The sequence below is a fragment of the Corallococcus sp. BB11-1 genome, assembly GCF_026626625.1.
GTDB lineage: Bacteria > Myxococcota > Myxococcia > Myxococcales > Myxococcaceae > Corallococcus > Corallococcus soli.
Map to the genome: position 1 here is coordinate 211080 of NZ_JAPNJY010000002.1, position 23636 is coordinate 234715.

The window sequence follows — 23636 nt, forward strand, 5'->3', positions numbered from 1 at the left end:
GGCCAAGTCGTGGCCTCCGATGCAGGCAAATCCCGTGAGTCGTCCCCAGGTACGCTCACGGATCAGTCCTTCCAGGTTCAGTCGTCCGGCTGTTCGGAGGAGACGGCCAGGTCCTCCGTGAACGGCGGCAGCGCGGGGCCCAGGGACTCGGATTGCACGAGCACCGGGGTCTCCACGCGCAGCTCGGGCGCGTCCGCGAACACGGGCTGGCGGCGCGGCGGGCCCTGCGTCACGAGCCTGCGGAAGTCCTCGAACTCGCGACCCGGAATGGCCGTGAAGGCGTCGAAGGGGGCCACCGCGCCCACGGCGGACAGGGACTGGGAGAGCGTGTCGCCCGCGCCCTTGAGTTCCACCAGCACCGCGCCCGGCACCCGGCCGCTGCGGAACAGCACGCGCAGATCCTTGGGAGCATGCGTCACCGGCACGAGCGCGGCCTCCGCGCCCCGGGCCTCCAGCATCTTCACCGCCGACTCCACGTTGGGCACCGGCACCAGCTTGAAGTGCTTCTGGGCATCCAGGTCGCCGCCCAGGACGACGTGGGAGACGAACTTCGGATCCGCGGGGCCCGCGCCCTTGACCAGCGCCATGCGCTTGCCGGCCAGGTCCTTCACGGAGCCCTTCTGGGTGGAGATGATGGCCCAGCGCTGCTGCGTCTCACCGGCGCGCGGCGCGTACGCCACGGGCTGGGCCTTGGCGCCCAGTTGGACCGCGGCCCACGCGTCCACCACGGCGAAGTCGATGAGCCCCTCCCCCACCGCCTTGGAGAAGTCCTCGTAGCGGCCGAAGCTGCGGGCGGCGACGGGGCGGCCCAGGCCCGACTCCAGCTTCTGGGCGAGCGCTTCGGCGTACTGGAAGCGCTCCTGACCGTCCGACAGCGTGGTGGCGAGGAACACGCCCAGGGTCGCCTTCTTCGGCGCCGCGGACGCGGGGGAGGCACTCAGCAACAGCACGGCGGCGAGCATGAGGCCGCGGTGCGCGACAACGGATGGCGTCTTCACGGCGTCTCCTCCGCGGTGACCCCGGCCGGGGCGGCGCCCGAGGCGTCCCCCAGACCGTAGAGTCCCTGCAGGCGATCCTTCCACTCCCGCACCTGGGCGGCGCGGGGGCCCGCGCCCGCCGCCAGGTAGCGGCGCCAGGCCTCCACGGCCTCCGCGGGCTCGTGGCGGCGCTCCTGCGCGTCGATGCCCAGGTTGAGCGCGGCGACGGCCACGCTCGGCTCCAGGCGCTTCCACGTCGCCAGCGCGCCGGACGTGTTCCCCTGGCGCCAGTCCACGCACGCCAGGTTGTGCTGCACGAGCGCGTCGTCGGGCGTCGCGGCGAGCGCGGCCTTCAGCGCCTTCTGCGACGCCTTCATGTTCCCGGAGGAATACGCGATGGCCGCCTCGCGGCGCAGCAGCGCGCCGGTGAGGGCCCCCATCCAGCGGGGCTGCCCGGGCATGGGCTTCTTCTGGGCGGTGGTGAGCAGCTTGCGCGCCGGCGCCACCTTGCCCTGGCGGTACAGCACCCACGACTCCGCGAGGGCCCGCGTGTTGGGCCAGGCCCAGGCCGGCGCGGGGGTGAGCGCGCGCTTCAGCCCGGACGAGGCCTCCGCGAACCTCCCCTCCTCCGCGCGCGCGAGCGCCCGGGCGAAGGTCGCGAGCTTCGCCAGGTCCGTGCGCTTGCCCGTGCCCACCCGGTCCACCGCGTCCAGGTCGCGGTGGGCCGCGGCGGCGTCACCGGCCTCCAGCTTCGCCAGGGCCCGGCGCACCAGCACGCGCGGCAGGTTCGCCTCCGCCACCTTCGCGGCGGACTTGGACGGACCCGCGTCCGACAGCCGCTGCACCGCGGCGTCCACCTGGCCCAGCTCCACCTCCGCGAGCGCGGCGCCCGCGGACGCCTCCGCGCGCTGATCCGGCTCCTGCGTGGCTTCAGCGGACTGGGTGAACGCGGCGAGCGCGGCCTGCGCGTCCCCGCTGCCCAGCCGGGCGTAGCCCAACAGCAGGTGCTCGCGCCAGGTCGCGCCCGGCAGCGTCACCGCGCCCTCCATCACCTTGCGGGCCTCCGCGAACTGACGGCTGTCCAGCAGCACCGCGCCCAGGCGGCGGGCCATGGGCACGGAGCGATCCAGGTCATACGCGCGGCGCAGGTCCCGCATGGCGTCATCCATGCGCTGCGTGCCGGCGCGATCCCTGGCGCGGTGGGCCAGCGCCCGGGCCAGCCACTGCTTCGCGCCGGGGTGGTTGGGCTCCACCTGGAGCGCGCCGCTGTAGTCCTCGATGGCCTGATCCCACTGGCCGGTGGCGAAGTGATCCGCCCCCAGCAGCATCCAGCCCAGGGCCTGACGCGGCGCCATCTCCACCACGCGCCGGTGCACCTCCACCGCGCGCTGGAAGCGGCCAGCGCGGCGGTTGACGGAGCCCAGCGTCGCCCACAGCTCCAGGCTGCCGCCGCCGGCCTTCACCGCCGTCTCCAGGAACTGGATGGCCTCCTCGTGACGCGACTGCGCCTGGAGCGCCTTGCCCACCGCGATCTGCCCCATCAGCAGGCCCGGCTGCAGTTGCAGCACCTTGCGGAACTCGGTCTCCGCCTGCGCGGGCTGCTTCTGCGCGAGCCGCACGTCGCCCAGCAGCAGGTGCGCGGCGGGCGTGCCCCCCAGCTTCACCAGGGCCAGCGCCTGGGCCTCCGCGCGAGGCACGTCCCCGGCGGACAGGTACAGGCGCGCGAGGCGCTCCTTCGGCTCCGCGACCTGCGGGAACTTCGTCACCAGCCGCTCCAGCAGCGCGCGGGCTTCCGGCACGCGGCCCTCCATCTCCAGCACGGCGGCCAGGCCGATCTGCGCGGGCGCGGACTCCTGGCGGCCCGCCTGGGACTTCTCGAAGGCGGCGCGCGCGGCGGGCGTGTCCCGGCGCAGCAGGTGCGCCTTGCCCAGCAGCTCATGGATCTGGAAGTCGTTGCCGGCGAGCTTCTCCGGGCGCAGGGCCAGGTAGCGCTGCAGCCGCGTCACCGCCCGGTTCCCGTCCTGCGCGTACAGGTAGTAGCTGGCCAGGTAGTAGTGGACGATGAGGTGGTCGGGCTGATCCGCCGCCGCCACCTGCTCCAGCACCGGCACCGCTTCGGCGAAGCGGCGCAGCTTGAAGTACGCGGTGCCCAGCGGATACGCCAGCGACAGCTCCCCGGGGTGCTGGGCGAAGACGGGCTGCAGCCGCGCCGCCGTGCGCTGGAAGTCCTGGACCGCGTTGGCCGCGCTGCCCAGGCCCGCGGCGGCCGCGACGGACTGCGGATCCTGGGCCAGGGCCTGCTCGAAGAGCTGGAGCGCCCGGCGGAACTTCTCCTCCGCCTCCTTCTTGTCGCCCTTGGCGGCGGCGGCGTTGGCGGACACGAGCGCCTGCTCCCCCTGCTCCGAGAGGCGCTGGGCCTCCGTGGCGGGCGGAGGACGGAACTGCGCGAGCGCCGTCGGCGGGCCGGCCAGCGTGGCCAGCAGGACGAGCGCGGTGGAGGCGCGGCGCGGGGAGCGGGGGAATGGGCGCATGCGGTTCATCACGGCGAGGGGGCGGGACTGAATTCAGCGACGATGACGGTGATGTCGTCGCGCTGGGGCTGGCCGGCGCTGAAGGCGCGCACGTCCGCGAGGAGCGCGTCGCGCAGGGCGTCGGCGGGGAGGTGGGCGTTGGCCTGGAGCGCGGCGGCCAGCCGCTGCGTGCCGTACAGGCGGTTGGCGCCGTCACGCGCCTCGGTGAGGCCGTCCGTGTACCAGACCACGATGTCGCCGGGCCGCAGCTGCGCCTGGCGCGAGGTGAACTCCGACGCGACGTTCGCGCCCAGCAGCGGGCCGCGCGCCGGCAGGGAGGCCATCTGCCCGGTGGTCCGGTTGAACACGGCCGCCGCGGGGTGTCCGCCCGCCGCGTAGTCGATCTGCCCGTTGTAGACGTCGATGACCGCCAGCGCGCTGGACATCTGGTGCTCGCCCCGGCCCACGTTGGCCAGCGTCACGTTGAGCGCGGTGATCAGCATCTGCGCGTGCACCTGCGACGGCTCGCGCAGCGTCATGGCGGACGCGAAGCCGCTGGTGGCGCTGGTGGCCACCAGTGACGTGGACAGGCCGTGGCCCGTCACGTCCCCGATGCCGATGACGACGCGCCGGTCATCCAGCGCGGCGCGGAACCACCAGTCGCCGCCGCACGCGTCCGCCGGCACCACGAGGCCGGCCAGCCGCAGGGGCCCCACCGTCACGGCGTCGCGGCCGGGCAGCAGCGTCTCCTGCACCGTGCGCGCGAGCGACACCTCGCGCTCCAGCTGTGCCTTGGCGCGCACGTCCTCCAGCAGCACCTTGATGCGCTCGGCCATGTGGTTGAACACCACGCCCAGCGTCGTCACCTCGCGGCCCGCGCCCGGCGCCGTGCCCGCGCGGGCGCCCAGGTCACCGGCGGCCAGCTGCATCACGCGGTGGGTGAGCACGCCCAGCGGCTTGGTGATGCGCCGGCTCTGGTACGCGGCCAGCACGCCCGCCAGCACCACGAAGCCCAGGCCCAGGCCCACGATGCGCAGGGTGTTGGCGCGCACCGCGGCGCGGTTGGCCTCCTCCAATTCGTGCAGCTGCTTCTGCAGCTCCTCCAGCGAATAGCTGATGACGACCACGCCCTTGCCGGCCTGGGCGCCGTAGTCGAGCGGCTCCTGGAACTCGAAGACGGGCTGGCCGTTGAAGAAGGCGCTGGCCCAGCGACGCTCCGCGGTGCGGCCCCCGGAGGCGGAGCCCAGCTTCGCGGCCGGGTCGCTGTCCGCGACGAGCTGCGAGTCCGCGTCGAACATCTGCACGCGCAGGATGTTGCGGTTGTCCGCGATGATGGAGCGCGCCACCTCCGTGAGGAACGCGTAGTTGTTGTCCCGCAGGCTGGTGGCGGAGGTGAGCGCCAGGGTGTGGCTCACCGTCTGGCCCAGCTCGCGCGCCTGGGACTGCAGCCGCTGCGTGAAGCGGTCCGACGCCTCCGTGAGCTGCGACTCCGTCGTCTTCGCCGACAGCGCCGCCAGCAGGCCCACGATGATGATGACCAGCGCCCCGGTGGTCAGCAGCAGCAGCTGATCCAACCGCAGCCCGCGGATGGCCGCCACGTTGGGCAGCTCGCCCGCTTCCAGCGGCGCGATGAGCGTGTGCGTGCCGTCCGCCTGCGGCAGCCCCACCGACCCCGTCATCCGGGTGGCCGTGTGCTCCCCGGGAAGGACGGTCAGCTCCCGGGAATGGGTGCCGGTGTACTCGGGGGGAGGCGGCGGGGTGGCCCCCGCCGTCGCGTCCGGGGACGCATCAGGGGCATCAGGCGCGGGGTTCAAGCGCGTGTTCGTACGGGACAAGGCACACCTGGGGAGGCCCGCTGGGGGGATACACGGGCGGGGCGGCGCGGACTCTATCTCACTTCCTCATTGACGCGAGGAGCCCACCTTCCAGCCGTTTCAACGGATCCGCCCTGCCCCTCCCCGACCGGGCAGCCGGCCGCTCCCCGTGTCTTCCACCCGGACTAAGCGTGGGGCCGTGGGGGGATCCGGGCGCCCGGTGGGGGGGATGGATGAGTTGTGCTCATTGCCGCGTCGCGCCACCGGGGGCTGAACGGGGGGCGGAGAACACCGTTGCACGCAGGTCCTTGAGTCGGAGGGCCGCGTTCGGAGTATAGGGGCCTTCCCTTTCCCCTTTTTCGAGGTCCTCCGCGCGTGTCACGGCCCCGGCTGATCAAAGAAAACTCCGCGCCGCTTTCGCTCGCCCGAGAGCAGCTCATCCGCATCCACGACCTGATGGTGAAGGCGCGCGTCCTCGAGGAGCGCCTCATCCAGATGTACAAGCAGGGCCACGGCTACTTCTGGATTGGCGGCCCCGGTGAGGAGGCGTTCAACGTCCCCCTGGGCATGCTCATGAAGGTGGGCGAGGGCCTGGACTACGACTACCTGCACGCGCACTACCGCCAGTCCGCGACGCTGCTGGCCATGGGCGAGGAGCCCATCGGGGCGCTGCGGCAGATGAAGAACACCGCCACGGACCCCTACTCCGGCGGCCGCAACTTCGCGGGCCACTTCACGCGGCGCTCGAAGAACATCGCGCCCATCACGTCGCCCATCGAGGTGCAGTACTCCATCGCGCCGGGCACGGCGATGGCCCAGAAGCGCCACGGCGGCGATGCCATCACCATCGTCACCGGCGGCGACGCGGGCACGGCCGAGGGTGACTTCCCCACCTGCCTGGTGTGGAGCAGCCGCCCCGCCAACCCGCTGCCCATCCTGATCATCGTCACCAACAACAAGTGGGGCATCTCCACCACCGCCGACGGCCAGCACGGCGAGACGAACATCAGCGACCGCGCGCGCGCCTTCAACATCCCGGCGAAGACCATCAACGGGAATGATCCGGTGGAGTCCTACCAGGAGCTCCAGACGGCGATGGAGTACGTGCGCAAGGAGCGCAAGCCGTACTTCATCGAAGCGCGGGTGTCGCGCCTGTACGGGCATTCGTCCGCGTCCGGCGCGAACTTCGTCAACGAGGAGCAGGACTGCCTGCGCCTGTTCGAGGCCCGCCTGGAGCAGGAAGGCGTCCTCAGCCGGGAGCAGATGGAGGAGGTGCGCAACCGCTACAGCGAGGAGCTGGCGGCGGCGGCGCGCACTGTGCGGGATGAACCGCAACCCTCTGGCGACAGCATCTGGGACCACATCTACGCGGAGAAGAAATAACCATGGCGAACATGGCACAGGCCATCCGCATGGCCCTTCACTACGCCGAGGAGAACCTGGGCGTCACCGACATCTTCGGCGAGGACGTGGGCGCCCCGCTGGGCGGCGTCTTCACCTGCACGCAGGGCCTGAAGACGGCGTGGAACAGCCCCCTGGACGAGCGCGGCATCATCGGCGCGGCCATGGGCCTGGCGATGGCCGGCAACCGCCCGGTCGCGGAGATCCAGTTCTGCGACTACATCTACAACACCATCGACCTGCTGAAGATCGCGGGCAACACGCACTGGGCGACGAACGGTGACTGGAACCTGCCCATGGTGGTGCGCACGCCGGTGGGCAGCGGCATCCGCGGGTCCATGTACCACTCGCATTCCTTCGACGCGACGATGACCCACATCCCCGGCTGGAAGGTGGTGATGCCCTCCACGCCGCTGGACGCGTACGGGCTGCTCATCTCCGCGTGCCAGGACCCGAACCCCGTCATGTTCCTGGAGCCCAAGGCGCTGCTGCGCGTCAAGGGCGACGAGCGCATCCCGGGCGAGCCCGACGACGACCGCGCACTGTCGAAGCTCATCGACGCGCCGCTGGGGGACCGCTCGCAGTGGAAGCCCCAGTGGCCGACGCTGGAGGCGTTCTCCGTGCCCATCGGCAAGGGCAAGGTGGTGCGCGAGGGCACCCAGGTCACCGTGGTCAGCTACGGCCGCACCCTGCCCCTGTGCGCGAAGGCCGCCGATCAGCTCAAGGAGGACGGCTTCAGCGTGGAGGTCATCGACCTGCGCTCGCTGTGGCCCTACGACTGGGAGCTCATCAAGGCGTCCATCCAGAAGACGGGCCGCGTCCTGTTCGTGAACGAGGACACGGAGGTCACGAACTTCGGCGAGCACCTGGTCCGGCGCACGGTGGAGGAGCTGTTCTACTCCCTGCTCGCGCCGCCCCGGCTGGTGGCCGGCAAGTTCATCCCGGGCATCGGCCTGGCGGACGCGCTGGAGATGGCGTCGGTGCCGCAGCAGGCGGACATCACCTCCGCCATCCGCTCACTGGCCGGCGAACAGCCCTGAGCGGGCCTGCCCACACCGGGCGTCCCTGCTTTCGTACGTGAAGTCGTCAAAGGGCCGTCGTTCCTCTTTGGAGGTCCGACGGCCCTGTCGTTAGAATCACGGATGCCTTGTCCCAGCCCATCGTCCGCACCATGACCCCCGCCCCCGACGCCAACGCCTTCCGCATCCGCCGCGCGCGTCGAGGCGACGCCGAGGTCATGGCGCTGCTCCTGCGCGAGCTGGGCTACCCGCAGGGCACCGACCAGCAGACCGTGCACTGGGTCATCAGCCATCCGGAGATTGAGATCTTCGTGGCCGGCGACCCGCAGGACCGCGCGGTGGGCATGGTGTCCTTCTCCCACCGTCCGCAGCTGCGGCTGCGCGGACGCGTGGCCACCGTGGACGAGCTCGTCGTGTCCGAGGGCTGGCGGCGCCGGGGCGTGGGCCGCGCGCTGCTCGCGCAGGTGGCGCAGCGGGGCAAGGTGCTGAGCGTCAAGCAGCTCCAGCTCATCGCCCCGCTCAACGTCACCGACGAGACGCGCGCCTTCTACAAGGCGTGCGGCTACGTCGAGGGCGACTCCGGCGTGTTCCGCCACGCCGAGAGCGAGACGCAGCGCTAGTCACGGCCTCGCGCCCTGCCCTCGCTCACGGAGCGGGCCGCCCGATTCGCGGGCGCCCCGGACTCCCGGTGCGGTGGGTGGGCCGCGAGCAGGGCCTTCAGCGCTTGAAGCTCGCGATGACCCGGCGCAGGCGCTCGTGGTCCTCTTCGCTCACGTCGATGAAGCGCACGCCGATGGCCTCCGCCTCGTCGCGCACCCAGGCGATGACGCCGGTGAGGTGGAACTCCTCGCCGTCCACCACCATGGCCAGCCGCACCTGCGACCCCACGTCGTAGGCCTTGCGCGTGCGCAGGCACAGTCCACCGGCGGACAGATTGAGCGAGTACGCCCGCAGCGCGCGCGCCGCGTCCTCCGCCTGCTCGAAACGCACCTCGAACCGGGCCGCCACGCGCTCCTCGGCGCGGCGGTTCAAGTACGGGTCTGGCTCCACTGGCCCATCCAACTTCGTGTTCATGCGCACCCTGACCCCCTCGGTCCTGAAACGGGAAGTGTCGGCTGGTTTCCAGGCCCGGTTCAAGGGGCCCCGTGAGGTGGAACGGCTCGTGTAAGTCCCAGACTACTTCCACGCCAGGAGTTTCCGGATGTCTTCACGTCTCGTGTTGTTGGGTGGTGCCCTGTTGCTGGGGCTGTGGGCGGCGGGCTGCGACGATGGTGAGACGATCCGCCCCCCGGCGGATGCGGGGACTACCGTGGATTCCGGGGTCGATGCCGGAGATTCCGGGACCGTGGACCCGGGGGATGGCGGCACGGGCCGTTCGGACTTCACCTGCAACGTGGTGAAGCAGGACGGGTGCGCGGCGGCAGAGGACTGTCTGTACACGGACCTGGCGGATGGCGGCACGGGCAGCCGGTGCTTCCCGGGCGCGTGTGATCCGGTGCGCCAGGAGGGCTGCCCGGCCGGGCAGCGGTGCACGTACGTGACGCTGGAGGGCGGGGACACGCAGCGCCAGTGCGTCAGCGCGGGCACCGCCACGGAGGGCGCGGCGTGCACGCTGGCGGCGGACGCGCCCGCGGGGCAGCGCTACGACTCGTGCGCGGCGGGCCTGTTCTGCAAGAACGACGTGCTCGCCGACGGCGGCACCGGCTTCTTCTGCCGCAAGCTGTGCCACGCGACCTCCGACTGCGCCTCCGGGGACTGCAACACCGTGCTGCGCCTGCCCGGCACGGACGAGCTTCCGCTGGTGTGCGGCCCGCCGTCCGCGGGGTGTGATGCGTTCGCCCAGGACTGCCAGGGTCCGCTGGGCTGCTATCCCGCGACCAACGGCCCGGTGTGCGCGGGCAGCGGCACGCTGACGCCGGGCAGCCCGTGCGAGTTCAGCAACCAGTGTTCACCGGGCAGCACTTGCGCGGTGTCCGACGGCGTGGGCACGTGCCGGACGCTGTGCCGCCTGCCTTCGGGTTCGCCCGCCTGCCCGAACGGCACCTGCCGGGCCATCGCCAACAACGGCGACGTCGGCGCCTGCGTGCCCTGAGGAGGGCCGAAGGTGGAGGGTGAAGGGTTTTCCCAGGGGGGGCAGGTTCCCGGCCCTCCAGGGGAGCCTCCCCGTCCGGGTGGCCCGGCCTTCGCCCCTTGCGGTGGAAGTCGTCCCGGGCCGTTTCCCAGCGCGGGCCGCTCGGGGCTCCCGGCGGATTGGCGCGTTCCGTGAATCCTCCGGTCGCCAGGAAGCGAGGTCGTGCACATTGTCTTGCGCCGGGAGGGTTGTGGGCATGGGTCTGACGAAGGCGCTGCGCTTTGGCTGGGTGGGTGCCCTGGGCCTGATGATGGGCTGTGGCGGCGTGGAGGAGCCGGGGCTGGAGCCGACCGGCGCATCCGGCAGCACCGACGCGGAGGTCACCGCGCCGGCGCCAGCCGTGGAGGCGGCCCCCACGTTGACGCTGCATGACGACCGCAAGGTGCAGGGCACCCCGCCCGTGGCGCCTCCGGCCATCGCGTTCCAGCCGGGCTTCCACCAGGCGCTGCGTGAAAACAACTCCGTGGGGAGCCTCACCACCTACCGCCTGCGCGTCCCCGTGGGGCGCGCGGGCAGCCGGGTGCGCGTCACCTTCCGTTCGGGCAACGGCAGCATGACGCTGCAGCGGGCCACCGTGGCGAAGGCGGGCGAAAACGGAGCGCTGGCCTCCGCGCCGGTGGCCCTCACCTTCAATGGCCAGCCGGGCTTCACCGCGAGCACGCGCTCGCTGGTGACGTCGGATCCGGTGGCGTTCCCGGTGGGGTTCCGGGACGAGGTGGCGATCTCCTTCGAGGTCCGGGGCGAGCTGGCCCAGAGCCGCATCGAGGCATTCCCGGGCAGCTTCGCGCGCTCCGGTGCGTACGCGACGACGCAGGGCGCGCTGGGCGGACAGCCGTGGGAGTTCGCGCAGGCCGTGGCGACGGTGGACGTGGAGGGCGCGCCGGGCCGGGCGTTCGTGGCCATCGGCGACAGCATCACCGAAGGCTACATGGACACGAAGAACGACACGCGCAACGCGTGGCCGGCCCTGGTGGAGCAAGCGCTCGGGGTGCCGGTGGTGAACTCGGGGGCGTCCGGCCAGGGCTTCTGGGACGCCAACCTCCAGTTGCCGCAGGAGGTGCTCGCGATGCAGGGCTTCACCGACTGCATCGTGCTGCTGGGCACCAACGACCTGGCCTCGGAGGGCATGACGCAGGCGAAGCTGGAGCAGCGGATGACGCAGCTGTTCGATCAGCTCCAGCCCCGGTGCCGCCTGTGGGTGAGCACGCTGCTGCCCAAGGAGAAGACGAACTACGGCAGCTACGAAGCGGTGAAGTCGCAGCGCCTGGAGTTCAACGCGTGGCTCCGTGCCCAGACGCGCGCGGAGGTCATCGACCTGGAGGCGGTGACGCGCCAGCCGGGCAACGTGCACCTGTTCCTGGACGGCCTGGAGGTGGACGGCATCCACCCGTCCGAGGAGGGCCACCGGGTGATGGCCGCCGAGGTGGTGCGCGTGCTCAAGGCGAAGGGCGGCCTGTAGTACCCCGGGGCGGCGCGCCGCGGCTGGAAACGACGGGGCGGGTTTGAATAGGTTCGGGGTCCGCGCGTCCGAACGCAACCCCCTGTACCGCGTCCCTCCCGGAGCCTCCATGCGTGCCCTGTCCGCAAGCCTCGTCGTCGCCTGCCTCGCCCTGCCCTCGCTCGTCCATGCGTCGTCCCTGCGCTGCGAAAACAAGCTCGTGTCCGAGGGGGCCTCCACCGACGACGCGCTGATCAAGTGCGGCGAGCCCATGTCGAAGCGCACCCGCACGGAGTACGTCAGCGACCGGTACAGGCAGCGGAGCCCCACCGAGGAGCGCACCGTGGAGGTGGGGACCACCTCCACCGTCGAGGAGTGGACCTACAACTTCGGCCCCCACCGGCTCATGCAGGTCGCCATCTTCCGCGACGGCCGGCTGGTGGACGTGCGCAGCGGCAGCTACGGCACCGAACTCCCCGAGAAGACGAACCGCTAGAGCGGCCCCAGGTACCGGGCCAGGTACTGGCGCATGAACGCCGGCCGCTGACGCGCCGTTTCACGCAGCTCCTCGACGTTCACGCGCCACCCCTCCACGGAGGCCGGCTGGAGCCAGCGCGCCACGTGCGCGGGCATCTCCGGCGCCAGTTGCTCCGCCACCGCGTCCACGTACGCCACCACCCGCTCCGGGGCGAAGGTGTGCTCCAGGTGCCAGAGGAAGCGCTCGACGAACCGGGCCTTGAACCCCGGTGACTGGAGCAGCCGCCGCAGCAGGACGGTCGACGACTCCAGCGAGGGGTCCTCCAGCACGCGCCCCAGGCTGTCGAAGGCGGGCTCCGGGCGGAGCGCGTAGTCCAGGTCGTACACGAGCCAGCGCCAGCGTCCATCCTTCCCGTGGGGGGCCTCCGGCGCGCCCGTGCGCAACCGCCAGAACTTCACGTTGTTCTGGGGCCAGTCCTGGTTGCCCAGGTAGAGCTGGGCCACCTGGTAGTCGATGAAGTCCTCCACGTCGATGCGCGCCTCCACGTGGGCGTAGTGCTCCGGCACCGCCAGGTCATGCGTCCGCACATAGTCGAGCAGCTCCAGGTAGGGCTGGGCGTCCCCGTCCTCCCCCACGTCCAGCTCGCCGTCGCGCTCCAGGATGACGACCTTCTTGCGGTCCACGCCGTGGTGGGAGGCGAGGTAGTACTCGTCGTAGCGCTCGCGCAGCTCGTGCAGGCCCCAGTATTCGCCGTCGAGGAACACGAGCGTGGGACGGCAGGCCTGGAGCGCCAGCCGCGTCTGCGCGAGCAGGCCCTGCAGGGCGCAGTCGCGCAGCCGCGCCTGTCCCTGGTCCTGCCCGGACGCGCGCACCAGCAGCCGCGTGAAGTCCGTCACCGACGAGCCGGGAAACACCGGGCCCGCGAACGTCTTCGGGCCGTACTCCTCCCTGGCGTACAGCCGCAGGCCCTTCTGTGGCAGCACCGCGCTGCCGGAGCCGTGGATGCGCACGCCCGCGTCCTGCGCGAGCACGCGCGCGCCCGTGGTCTCGAACCACTCCACGTGGACGGGGCGCTCCCACGCCTTGCCGTCCTGCGTGTAGTTGCCCACCCATGGCTCCTCCGGGCTCGCCTCGAACACGAGGCCGGGGACGTAGATGCCCAGGTCCGAAGCGAAGAAGTTCGCCGCGTCGGTGACGAGCGACAGCACCGGCAGCGTGTACGGCGCCCGCCCGATGAGGAACGTGCGCGTGCGCACCGGCCCCACCGGCTCCGCGCCCACGTACTGCCGGAAGCGCACCACCGAGGCCTGGGGGACCTCCTCCTGGGGCGCGCCCCACCGCAAGCCCTCCAGCGCGGTGGCGGGCGTCGTGGGAACGAAGGCCCACGTCACGGGCGGACTGGCGCGGGCGAAGAGCGCGATGGGGCCGGTGTAGAGCGGCGACGCGGGCGTGGGCGTGGAGCCGTCCCGCGTGAAGTACGTCCGCACGCCCCGCGCCGTGGGCAGCGCCAGCAGCGTCTCCGGGTGGTAGAGCCCGGGCCTCGCGTCGAACGCCAGGTGCTGGAAGTCCACGCGCGCCCGCGCCGTGCCGCCCAGCGGATGCTTCGCCACGACCTCCAGGCTCAACGCGCGCCGGCCCGGCCACCACGGCAGGCTCCAACGGCCAGCCTCCACGTCGGCGAAGCCCAGGAAGTGCCCGTCCTCATAGACCTCCACCCGGGGCACGCCCACGTCGCTCGACACCGAGCCGAACAGGCGCTGCTGAACCGGCTCCTGCCCGTCGATGGAGACGAACGGACGCGCGGGCAGCACCGCCTCTTCCAGCCGGCGCTCCGGCTCGGGCCCGCAGGCAGCCCCAAGGAGGACGAAGAAACCTACGAAGACGGAGGCGAGGTGGCGGAGACCCATGGTGTCTCCTTCCTCTATCAAACAATCGTTTGACCTCACACCGTCCTATGACACAGCGCGACAGCAGCTCCACCCGCCAGGGCCTTCAGGCAGGGATGGCGGTGCCTTCGAGCAGGCCGTGCTTCTGGAGGAGCGCGGCCAGCGCGGGGGGCGCGAGCATCCAGTCCTCGCGGGTGGGCACCCAGCGCACCGGGGCCTGGACGGCGGCGAGCCGGGCGTTCACCTCCGCGATCATCGGGGCGAAGGTGGGCTGCGGGATGTCCCAGCTCCCCACGCCCGCGGTGACCTCCACGGCGCCGGGCTCCACGCGCACCGCGGGCTGCCCCTGCACCGGCTGCACGGAGAAGCCCGGCAGGTACGGCTGCATGGCGGCCGACAGGCGCTCCAGCAGGGACGGGTCCTCGAAGGGGTGGGCGCCCTCGAGGTCGAAGAAGGTGGGCAGCTGCGCCTGGAGCTCGTCGCGCAGGGGGTTCTCCCGGCTGTCGCGCCAGGCGTGCTCGGCGAGGAGCCGGGCCTCGAAGGGGACGCGGATCTCCCAGCGCTCCAGCAGCGCGAGCAGCTCCGCCACGCGCTCCACCTCCTCCCAGGGCGGCTCCACGCGCGTCACCCAGGACACCTCCGACACCGTCTGCCCCCGGCGCTGGCCCGTCACCCGGTCCCCCTGGCGCAGCTGGAAGGGCGGCGCGTTCGTGAACTCCGGCTCCGGATAGAGGGCGGTGTGGAGCAGCCCCTCCCCGGCCTCCGGGCGCAGGCGCGCGAAGCCGTGCTTCGGGTTGATCTCCTCCACGGTGAACGTCTCCTGGGCCATCCCACGCGCTCCTGACTGGCTTGAGTAGGGCTCTTCTCTAACCGGTGTTCCGCATCCCCGCCGCGATGCCGTTGAGGGCCAGCAGCAGCGGCCTGTCACACGCCGCGTCCCCCTCCCGCTTGCGCTTGAGCAGCTCCACCTGGAGGAAGGACATGGGGTCCACGTAGGGGTTGCGCAGCGCGATGCTCCGCTGCAGCTGCGGGTTGTTGTCCAGCAGCTTCCCCTCCCCCGTCAGCGTCTTCACCGCGCGGCGCGTGCGGGCGTGCTCCTGCTGGATGCGCAGCCACAGGGGCCGCGTGGACGCGGGGGCCAGCTTCGCGTACCGCGCCGCGATGGCCATGTCCGTCTTCGCCAGCACCATGGTCACGTTGTCGATGACCGCGTGGAAGAAGGGCCACTCCTTGTACATGCGCTGCAGGAGCGCCGCGCCCTCGGGCGTGGCCGCGTACGTCTCCAGCGCGGTGCCCACGCCGTACCAGGCCGGGACGATGGCGCGCGTCTGCGTCCAGGCGAAGCTCCACGGAATGGCGCGCAGCGTGTCCAGCCCGCCCGCCTTGCGCTTGCTGGGGCGCGAACCGATGGGCAGCGCGGAGATCTCCTCCACCGGCGTGCCCGTCATGAAGAACTCCACGAAGCGCGGGTCGTCCCACACCAGCGCGCGGTATTCCTTGCGGCCCTCCTCCGCCAGCTGGTCGAACGCGGCACGGAACGCCGTCTCGTCCTCGGGGGACGGGCGCGGCTGCGCATCCAGCGTGTGCAGCAGCACGCCGCCCACCACCAGCTCCAGCGTGCGCTGCGCCAGCTCCGGACGGGCGTACTTGTGGTCCATCGCCTCGCCCTGTTCGGTGGCCTTGTAGGCCCCGGCCACCGTGCCCGGCGGCAGCGCGAGGATGGCCGTCTGGGCGGGACCGCCGCCGCGCGCCACCGTCTCACCCCGGCCGTGGAACAGGCGCAGGGGCACCTCGTGCTCGTCCGCCACGTGGGTGAGCGCCACCTGCGCGCGGTACAGCGCGGCGCTCGCGGCCAGCAGGCCCACCTCCTTGCCGGAGTCGCTGTAGCCCACCATCACCTCCTGCACGCCCCGGCCCTTCAGGTGCTGGCGGTACTCCGCGTGCGCGAACAGCGTGCGCAGCACCTGGGGCCCCGCGTCCAGCGCGCCCAGCTGTTCGAACAGGGGCGCCACGTCCACGGTGGCGCACTGGCGCTCCTCGTCCCAGAGGCCCGCGTGCTTGAGGCACTGGAACGCCGCCAGCACGTCGTCCGCGGTGGAGGCCATGGAGAGGATGAGCGTGCGGCAGACGGACTCGCCGCCCTCGTCCTGGCCTTCGCGCAGCCTCTCCAGCACCGCCATCAGCCGGGCGCCACCCTCCGTGGGCGCGGGCCCGCCGTTGAAGGAGGCCGCCGCGCTCACCGCGTCCTCGGCCGGCGCGCGCACCTCCAGCTCGCCCAGGCCCAGGCCCAGCGCGCGCACGCGCTCGGACATGCGGCGCACCTCGCGCAGGCCCCCCTGTTCGGCGCGGGCCGCGAAGAGCGACCGCTCCAGCACCGCCAGGTCGTCCCCCAGCGCCTCCGGGGAACGGTACGCCTGGGGCGCGAGCTGGGAGGGCCGGCCTTCGCGCCGGGCCACGACGTGCTCGAGCGCCAGCGACAGGCGCTCCTCCATGAAGCGCAGCTTGCGGCGCCACGGCTCACCCGACGTGCGGGGGCCCTGCTGCTTCGCCACCTCCGGCAGCGCCTTCGCGTCCTCCTCCAGCGACCGCTCCAACTCCTGCGTGGGCCGCGCGTGCCGCTCCGACTGGGACAGCATCCCGCCCAGGCGCTCCACGTCCCGCAGGAACAGCCGCAGGCCCCGGGCGCGGTGCGCGCGCAGCGTGTCCGCGAACACCTCCGGCGTCACCAGCGGGTTGCCGTCCATGTCCCCGCCCACCCACGAGTGGATGCGCACGGGGGTGTCCAGCGCGCCCAGCGGCTCGCCGTAGGCGCGCTCGAAGGCCCAGTCCAGCGCCTCCGGCAGCCGGGCCACCGGCTCCGACAGCATCTCCTCCACGTACCAGTGGACGTTCTTCACCTCGTCACCCACGGTGGGGCGCTCGCGGCGCAGCTCGTCCGTCTGCCAGAGCGCGGTGATCTCCTCGCGCATGGACAGCAGGTTGGCGGCGGACTCGCGCGGGGTCAGCGCCACGCGGTCCCGCTCTTCCAACAGCCGCGCCAGCCGGTACAGCTTCTCCAGCAGCGTCCTGCGCACCGCCTGGGTCGGGTGCGCGGTGAACGTCAGCGTCACCTTCAACGTCCCCAGCGTCTCGCGCACCTTCTCCGAGCTCACGCCCGCGGCCTTCAACGCCAGCAACGACGCCTCCAGCGACCCCCGCTGGGGCCGGGTGGAGGTGGGGCTCGCGTGGGCCCGCGCGCGGCGCAGCCGGTGGTGCTGCTCCGCCAGGTTCACCAGCTGGAAGTACACGGAGAAGGCGCGCAGCACCGGCTCCACCTGCTCCGACGGCAGCCGCCGCAGCACGGCCGCCAGCTCCGCCGCCGCCGCGCGCCGGCCCGCCACCGGCCCACGCCGCCGCTGGATGGCCAGGTGGCGCACCTCTTCTTCCTTGTCGAACAGGGCCTGCCCCTCCTGTTCGACCAGGACTTCTCCCAAGAGCCGGCCCAAGAGCCGGACATCCCGCCGCAGCGGGGGATCCACGGGACGTGTACGCGCCATAGCGACCCGAAACGTAGTCCCTCGACGCGGAGCGCCACCTACCCATTCTTCGCTTTCTGCCCGCCGGAAGACGGAGACCTGGTCCGTCCTTGTGGGAATTTTTTAACCTCCCGGTCTTCCCATCATCCCATGGCTTCCACTAAAACCTCGGTCATCCCGGACCTCACTGGGATCCTTCCAAACTGGAGTGGCAATGCGGAAACCCCCGTCATGGCTTGCCTGGAGCCTGCTCGCGATCGCCCCGTCGGCGTACGCGGAGCGCGCGTGGTACGAGAAGCCGCAACCCGACATCGCGCCGCCGTCCACGTCCCTGCGCAAGCAGGCCGTGGACGTGTCCGACGACCTGCCGCACCGGTTGGGCGAGCAGCAGAAGGAGCTCAAGGCCCAGGCCCTGAAGGAGCGCATTGAAGGCAGCGCTCAGGCGGGCCGGGTGCACAAGCTGGGCAACGGCAAGTTCGTGGAGCTGGAGCTGGAGCGCACGGACCGCATCTTCGTCATCCTGGTGGAGTACGGGACGCAGATCCACCCGGTGTTCGGCAACCCCGTGACGAACCCCGGCGGTGACGTGCCCGGGCCGCTGCACAACGTGATTGCCCAGCCGGACCGGACGGTGGACAACACCACCATCTGGCAGCCGGACTACGACCGCGCGCACTACGAGCGGCTCTACTTCGACTCGACGCCGGGCGCGGACTCGGTGGCGAACTTCTACAAGGCCGCGTCGTCGGGCCGCTACACCGTCAACGGCGCGGTGTCCGAGTGGGTGCGCGTGCCGTACAACTCCGCGCGCTACGGCAACAACCTGTGCGGCTCCTCCAGCTGCTCCAACTCCGTGTGGCCGCTCATCAGCGACGCCATCAAGGTGTGGACGCAGGGCCAGGTGGCCGCCGGCAAGACGCCCGCGGAGATCAAGGCGTACCTGGACACGTTCGACACGTGGGACCGGTATGACCACGACGGCGACGGCAACTTCGACGAGCCGGACGGCTACATCGACCACTTCCAGATCGTCCACGCGGGCGTGGGCGAGGAGACGGGCGGCGGCGACCAGGGCCCCAACGCCATCTGGAGCCACCGCTGGTTCGCCTACAGCACGGGCCTGAGCGCGGACGGCCCCGGCCCCGCGTACAACCCGAACGGCGGCACCCGCTTCGCGCCGAACGTGGACAAGTGGGTGGGCGACTACACCATCCAGCCGGAGAACGGCGGACTGGGCGTGTTCGCGCACGAGTACGGCCACGACCTGGGCCTGCCGGACCACTACGACACGACGAACGCGGCGGACAACGGGACGGGCTTCTGGAGCATCATGTCCTCGGGCTCGTACCTGAACGACGGCACCACGGACATCGGCAGCCGGCCGGGTGACTTCTTCGCCTGGGACAAGCTGCAACTGGGCTGGCTGGACCACGCCACCACGACGCACGGCCTGTACTCGTACCACAAGCTGGGCCCCTCGGGCGTGACGTCCAAGAACGCGAAGCAGGCGCTGGTGGTGAACCTGCCCACGAAGCCCCGCCCGCAGGTCACGACGCCCCCCATCGAAGGGCAGTTCTCCTGGCAGGGCGGCGCGGCCAACAACCTGGACCGCGTGCTCGTCAAGACGGTGAAGCTGCCGAACAAGACGCCCATCACGTTCACGTTCTCCACGTGGTTCGACATCGAGGAGGACTGGGACTACGCCTACGTCGCGCTCGCGGTGGAGGACGGCCCGTTCGTCAACCTGCCCAGCCCGGTGAGCCGCACCACGAACCCGTGGGGCAACAACCTGGGCAACGGCATCACCGGCCTGTCCGACGGCTGGGTGCCGCTGTCGTTCGACCTGTCCGCCCACGCGGGCAAGAAGGTCACGCTGAAGATCCGCTACAAGACGGACGGCGCGGAGTTCGGCCGGGGCTTCCTGGTGGACGGCTTCCAGCTCTGGGCGAAGAACAAGTACGTCTTCGGCGACGACGCGGAGAACGGCGACAAGTACTGGGATCAGGCCACGTTCTTCCTGAACGACGGCAACCAGACGTTCTACGACAACTACTACATCGCCGAGTGGCGGCAGTTCCGCGGCTATGACGCGGGCCTGGAGACGGGGCCGTACAACTACGGCTTCAGCGCGGACGGCCTCGGCGACTACGCCGAGCGCTATTCGTACAACCCCGGCCTGCTCATCACCTACTGGGACACGTCCGTGCCCGACAACCGCGTGTCCGTGCACCCGGGTGAGGGCCGCATCCTGCCCATCGACTCGCGCCCGCAGCCCCTGCAGCGCAGCGACGGCCGCTACTGGTCCGGCCGCGTGCAGACGCACGACGCGACGTTCGGCCTGCAGCCCAGCTTCCCGCTGTCGCTCAAGCCCAACGGCTTCCCGCGCAGCGAGTACCCCTCGCAGCCCGCGGTGCCGGTGTTCAACGACCTGAACGAGTTCTGGTCCGCCACGCAGCCGTACGCCGGCGTGAAGGTCCCGAAGACGGGCACCATCATCGAGGTCCTGAGCGAGAACAAGGCCGGGACCGTGATGCAGGTCCAGGTCCGCCCGGTCGACTGAAGCCGTCACCGGTTGGAGCGTTGAACCGCTGAACCCGGAGGCCGGTCCCGCGTCGTCGCGGGGCCGGCCTTCGTCGCATCACGGACGGGGCGCGGCGCGCGGTTGCAGGAATCCCGACACCCGCGCGGAGGTCCCCACGGAAGGGGCGACCGGGGCCGCTAGCGTGCGCGCCATGGCCGAGTGCCCCATGGATCCCGCCTCCCCCTCCCCTCCCCCCGAACCGCCCTCCGAGGTCGCGCGCGCCGTGGCGCTGGAGCCCGCGGATCCGCTCTCACAGCTCAACCAGGCGTTCCGGGACGCATACGCCGCGCGCCGCGACGCGGTGCTGTCGCGCATGGGGCCGGTCATCGCGCAGATCGACGACGTGCTCATCCTGCGCAAGGGAGGCCAGCGCTTCGAGGCCCCCGCGCGCACGCGGCGCTACCACGCGTACAAGGTCGTCACCCACGTCCCGCTCGCGCTCTACGTGCTGCTCGCGCAGCAGCCGGAGGCGCTGGATGAGGACACCCGCGCCCGCCTTCGCACCCTGCGCGGGCTCATCACCGCCTCGCGCGACGGCTTCGAGGCCCGGGGACTTCCGGCCGAGGCCCTGGGCCGGCAGCACCGCGTGCTGGACGCCTCGCTCGCGCTCGTGGACGACGTGCTCCGCGCGGGCCGCGTGGCGCGGGAGGACCTGGCCACGTTCATCCACGCCCAGGTGCCGGACCTGCTGAAGAACGCGGAGGACGCGGCGAGGGACCAGATTGAGACCATGCACGCCTCCGTGGAGGCGTGGAAGCGCCAGATGACGCCGGACGAGCGCGAGCAGCTCCGGGCGGTGGTCGCCGCCTCGCACATGTCGCGGCCCGGCAACGTGGCGACGCAGTACTTCACCCTCACCCTGGGAGAGCACTGGGAGGGCCGCTTCCACGAGGAGAACCAGCACCCGGGCAAGCGCGTCCTGTCATCGGAGGCCACGTTCGACGAGGCGGCCGCGTTCTCGCTGCTCGCGACGCACGTCCTGGACGCGCGGACATCCAGCGGCATCTTCGGCGAGGAGACGCGCATGGCCCGGGACCTGCTCGCGGACGCGGCGGAGCGCATCCTCGCGGAGATGTTCAAGAAGGCGCCGGAGCCCGAGCCGTCGTAGGCCCCACGGCCCTCTCAGGCCTGCTGGAGCGGCAGCATCACCTCGAACTCCGCGCCCTCGCCGGGCCTGCTCTCCAGGGACACCCGGCCGCCCTCGGCCTCCACGATGGTGCGGGTGAGGTAGAGGCCCAGGCCCAGGCCGCCGTAGTGGCGCTCGGACACCGCGCGGCCGTAGCGCTCGAAGAGGCGCGAGCGCTGCTCGGGCGCGATGCCGATGCCCCCGTCGCGCACGCGGATCCGCGCCGCCGCGCCGTCCGTCGTGAGCGTCAGGGACACCGGGGTGCCCGCCCCGTACTTGAGGGCGTTGTCCAGGAGGTGATCCAACACCTGGGCCAGCCGAGGCCTGTCGAAGCAGCCCGGCACCGACTCCGGGGCCTCCACCGTGAAGGGACAGTGCTCCAGGGCGAAGCGCGGCGCGAACCGCGCGGACACTTCGCGCACCAGGGCGGCGACGTCCATGGCCTCGCGCTGCAACCGGAAGGTGCCGGCGCTGATGCGGGACACGTCCAGCAGGTCGTTCATCAGCTCCGTCAGCCGGCGCACCTGCCGGTGGCCCGTCTCCACGTGGGCTTCAATCACCGGCGCCAGCGGCGAGTCCGGGTGCGCCCTCACCGCGCGCGAGAGCACCTGGAGCTTCAGGCTGAGCGGCGTCAGCGGCGTCTTCAGCTCGTGGCTGGCGACGGACAGGAATTCGTCCCGCAGGCGGATGGCGTCGCGCGCGCCCTGGAGCAGCCGCGCGTTGTCCACGGCCAGGGCCGCCAGGTTCGCCAGCTCCTGCGCGAACTGGAGGTCCTCGTCGCCATAGTGGCGACCGGACCTGGTGAGGATGAACGTCAGCGCGCCCAGGATGTGGCCCCGGGCCATCAGCGGCACCGTGAGCAGCGAGCGCATGCCCACCTGGTGCATCGTCGCCAGGTGGTTCGCGTCCTGCGCCACCGCCTCCAGCAGCGGCGCCGTGACCTCCGGCACCAGGGTGGAGCGGCCCGTCGTCAGCGCCACCGAGGGCGGATAGACGGGCTGGTCGCGAGGAACGGGCGACAGGCCCCGCACGGTATTCGCGAGCGGCAGCTGGGCGGGATCCGCCGTCACCACCTGGGAGCGCTCGAAGTGGCCGTCCTCGTGCAGCAGGTCCACGAGGCACCAGTCCGCGTGCGCCGGCACCGACAGGTTCGCGAGCGTCGCCAGCGTGGCGGCCGCGTCCAGCGACGACGAGAACAGCTCCCCGGCCCGGGCCAGGAACGCGGCCCGCTCCTCGCGGAGGCACTGGTCCTGGATGTCCGAACAGGTGCCCACCCACTCCTGCACCTCGCCGTCCGGCCCCAGCACCGGCGTGCCCTTCGCGAGCATCCACACGTAGACGCCATCCGCGCGGCGCACGCGGTAGCGCGTGGAGAAGGACCGCTTCGCGGCGACGGCGTCCGCCCAGGACGCGAGCGCCCCCGCGCGGTCGTCCGGGTGCAGGACCGTGAGCCAGCCCTGGTTCCCGAACGCCTCCAGGGACTGCCCGGTGAAGGCCTGCCAGGCCGGCGCCACCGGCTCGCCCCCGCCCGCGCGGACATCATGCGACCAGGCGATCCGCGCCGCCGTGTCGAGCATCCGCCGCAGCCGCGAGGACTCCTCGCGCAGCGTGGCCACCTCCCGCCGCAGGGCCTCCACGTCGGTGGATGGTGGGGCGGCGGGAGGATGCGAATCCGGAGGGGCGGAGGTCATCGCGGGCTCAGTACACGTTGTACTTGGCCCGGAGCGCTTCGTGTTCCTGCGCGTTGCGCGAGGGGCGCAGGATCTTCTGCGCGTCGTGCAGGTAGTACCAGAAGTCGCTCTTCACCGGCCGCAGCGCGGCGACGAGCGAGTCCACCGTCGGCGCGCCAATGGGGCCCGGCGGCAGGCCCAGGCGGGAGCGCGAGTTCCACGGGTCGGACTTGTCGCGCAGCTTCTTGAGGAACGCCTTGCGATCATTCCACTCCGCCAGCTCGTAGCGGCTCGTCGCGTCCACGCCCAGGGCGAAGCCCTTGTCCACGCGCTTCCAGAGGATGCCGGCGACCAGCGCGCGCTGCGAGGGCATGGGCTCCTCGCGCTCCAGCATGGAGGCCATCACGATGATGTCGTGCAGCGACCGGCCGCTCTTGGCGATCTCCTCCCGGTGCGCGTCGTAGAAGCGGGCGCGGAAGGTGTCCAGCTGCCGCTGGATGAAGGCCTCCACGCGGAAGCCCTCCACGACGATGCCGTAGGTCTCCGGGTACAGGTAGCCCTCCAGCCCGCGCGTGGGCAGCGGGAACGGCGCGGTGAAGCGCTCCGGGCGGCTGGCCGCGGCGATGTACTCCCCCGGCTTGATGAGCCCCTGCGCGGCGAGCACCTGGTCGGTGTCGCGCAGGCGCCAGCCCTCGATCATCACGAAGGGCACGTCCTCCGGCAGCGGGGCGCCTTCCAGCGCGGTGGCCAGCTGCTCCACCGACGCGGTGGGGCTCAGCATGAAGCGGCCCGCCTTCACGTTGAGGCTGCCTTTGCGCCACAGGTGGAAGCGCCAGACGCGGGCGTCGTCGAGGAAACCCTGGGCTTCCAGCTGCTGGCCCAGCGAGCGCGCCGACGCGCCCTTCTTCACCACGAACTCCTTCGGGGTGGCCTCCGCCGAGGCGTGGGGCGTCGTGACGGCCTTCTGCATGTACCAGAACGCCCCGCCCACGCCCGCGACCGCCAGGACGATGAGCACGAGGAGCGCGACCAGGATCTTCTTCATGGGCGGCAAATTATCACCGGCCCCGACGCTGCCAATGAGAACCGC

Annotated in this window: 17 protein-coding genes; 8 read left to right on the forward strand and 9 right to left on the reverse strand. The window is 71.7% G+C overall.

Annotated features, from left to right (window positions below; translation table 11 throughout):
- Positions 1-77 precede the first annotated feature (77 nt).
- Genes OV207_RS04725 through OV207_RS04735 form a run of 3 tightly spaced genes read right to left on the reverse strand, consistent with a single transcriptional unit; the run spans position 78 to position 5322 of the window.
- On the reverse strand, positions 78-998 hold the full coding sequence (locus OV207_RS04725; protein WP_420715176.1) for a PhnD/SsuA/transferrin family substrate-binding protein: 921 nt from the start codon (positions 996-998) through the stop codon (positions 78-80).
- Complete coding sequence (locus OV207_RS04730; RefSeq protein WP_267552983.1) at positions 995-3508, reverse strand: tetratricopeptide repeat protein; 2514 nt, start codon at positions 3506-3508, stop codon at positions 995-997. The genes OV207_RS04725 and OV207_RS04730 overlap by 4 nt, the downstream gene beginning before the upstream one ends.
- Positions 3509-3516: 8 nt before the next feature.
- Positions 3517-5322: a PP2C family protein-serine/threonine phosphatase gene (locus tag OV207_RS04735; RefSeq protein ID WP_267552985.1), complete on the reverse strand. Its 1806-nt coding sequence runs from the start codon at positions 5320-5322 to the stop codon at positions 3517-3519.
- A 354-nt stretch (positions 5323-5676) separates the two neighbouring features.
- Here OV207_RS04735 and OV207_RS04740 point away from each other — a divergent pair, with 354 nt between their 5' ends.
- The 3 genes from OV207_RS04740 to OV207_RS04750 all read left to right on the forward strand — a co-directional run bounded on the left by OV207_RS04740 (position 5677) and on the right by OV207_RS04750 (position 8341).
- Entirely contained in the window at positions 5677-6684 is a 1008-nt protein-coding gene (locus OV207_RS04740; RefSeq protein ID WP_193428733.1) for a thiamine pyrophosphate-dependent dehydrogenase E1 component subunit alpha, read from the forward strand.
- A 2-nt stretch (positions 6685-6686) separates the two neighbouring features.
- A complete protein-coding gene (locus OV207_RS04745) occupies positions 6687-7742 on the forward strand; it encodes an alpha-ketoacid dehydrogenase subunit beta (protein WP_267552988.1) in 1056 nt (351 codons plus the stop codon).
- Positions 7743-7849: 107 nt separating this feature from the next.
- Complete coding sequence (locus tag OV207_RS04750; RefSeq protein WP_120532907.1) at positions 7850-8341, forward strand: GNAT family N-acetyltransferase; 492 nt, start codon at positions 7850-7852, stop codon at positions 8339-8341.
- 97 nt (positions 8342-8438) lie between these two features.
- Here OV207_RS04750 and OV207_RS04755 read toward each other — a convergent pair whose 3' ends face one another.
- On the reverse strand, positions 8439-8795 hold the full coding sequence (locus tag OV207_RS04755; protein WP_193428731.1) for a TIGR02266 family protein: 357 nt from the start codon (positions 8793-8795) through the stop codon (positions 8439-8441).
- 127 nt (positions 8796-8922) lie between these two features.
- Between OV207_RS04755 and OV207_RS04760 the strand changes: the two genes are divergently transcribed.
- The 3 genes from OV207_RS04760 to OV207_RS04770 all read left to right on the forward strand — a co-directional run bounded on the left by OV207_RS04760 (position 8923) and on the right by OV207_RS04770 (position 11786).
- Positions 8923-9813 carry a hypothetical protein gene (locus OV207_RS04760; RefSeq protein WP_193428730.1) on the forward strand — a complete coding sequence of 297 codons (891 nt, stop codon included), beginning with the start codon at positions 8923-8925 and terminating at the stop codon, positions 9811-9813.
- A gap of 235 nt (positions 9814-10048) precedes the next feature.
- Positions 10049-11311, forward strand: coding sequence for an SGNH/GDSL hydrolase family protein (locus OV207_RS04765; RefSeq protein WP_267552994.1), 1263 nt, complete (start codon positions 10049-10051; stop codon positions 11309-11311).
- A 109-nt stretch (positions 11312-11420) separates the two neighbouring features.
- A complete protein-coding gene (locus OV207_RS04770) occupies positions 11421-11786 on the forward strand; it encodes a DUF2845 domain-containing protein (RefSeq protein WP_267552996.1) in 366 nt (121 codons plus the stop codon).
- Here OV207_RS04770 and OV207_RS04775 read toward each other — a convergent pair.
- The 3 genes from OV207_RS04775 to OV207_RS04785 all read right to left on the reverse strand — a co-directional run bounded on the left by OV207_RS04775 (position 11783) and on the right by OV207_RS04785 (position 17190).
- Complete coding sequence (locus tag OV207_RS04775) at positions 11783-13675, reverse strand: CotH kinase family protein (protein ID WP_267552998.1); 1893 nt, start codon at positions 13673-13675, stop codon at positions 11783-11785. The two genes, OV207_RS04770 and OV207_RS04775, sit on opposite strands and share 4 nt — an antisense overlap.
- 85 nt (positions 13676-13760) lie before the next feature.
- Complete coding sequence (locus OV207_RS04780; protein ID WP_267552999.1) at positions 13761-14483, reverse strand: hypothetical protein; 723 nt, start codon at positions 14481-14483, stop codon at positions 13761-13763.
- 37 nt (positions 14484-14520) lie between these two features.
- The gene (locus tag OV207_RS04785; protein ID WP_267553000.1) at positions 14521-17190 is read right to left on the reverse strand and encodes a phosphoenolpyruvate carboxylase; all 2670 of its coding nucleotides are present in this window, start codon (positions 17188-17190) and stop codon (positions 14521-14523) included.
- Positions 17191-17383: 193 nt separating this feature from the next.
- On the opposite strand from OV207_RS04785, the gene OV207_RS04790 reads away from it, so the two are divergent.
- Both OV207_RS04790 and OV207_RS04795 read left to right on the forward strand, forming a co-directional pair.
- Positions 17384-19729 carry an immune inhibitor A domain-containing protein gene (locus tag OV207_RS04790; RefSeq protein WP_267553001.1) on the forward strand — a complete coding sequence of 782 codons (2346 nt, stop codon included), beginning with the start codon at positions 17384-17386 and terminating at the stop codon, positions 19727-19729.
- 187 nt (positions 19730-19916) lie between these two features.
- Positions 19917-20858 (forward strand): hypothetical protein, encoded by a 942-nt coding sequence (locus tag OV207_RS04795; protein WP_267553002.1) that lies wholly within the window; start codon positions 19917-19919, stop codon positions 20856-20858.
- Positions 20859-20872: 14 nt separating this feature from the next.
- On the opposite strand, the gene OV207_RS04800 is transcribed toward OV207_RS04795, so the two are convergent.
- Positions 20873-22567 (reverse strand): ATP-binding protein, encoded by a 1695-nt coding sequence (locus tag OV207_RS04800; protein ID WP_267553003.1) that lies wholly within the window; start codon positions 22565-22567, stop codon positions 20873-20875.
- A 7-nt stretch (positions 22568-22574) separates the two neighbouring features.
- The gene (mltG, locus tag OV207_RS04805; protein WP_193428722.1) at positions 22575-23591 is read right to left on the reverse strand and encodes an endolytic transglycosylase MltG; all 1017 of its coding nucleotides are present in this window, start codon (positions 23589-23591) and stop codon (positions 22575-22577) included.
- Positions 23592-23636 lie beyond the last annotated feature (45 nt).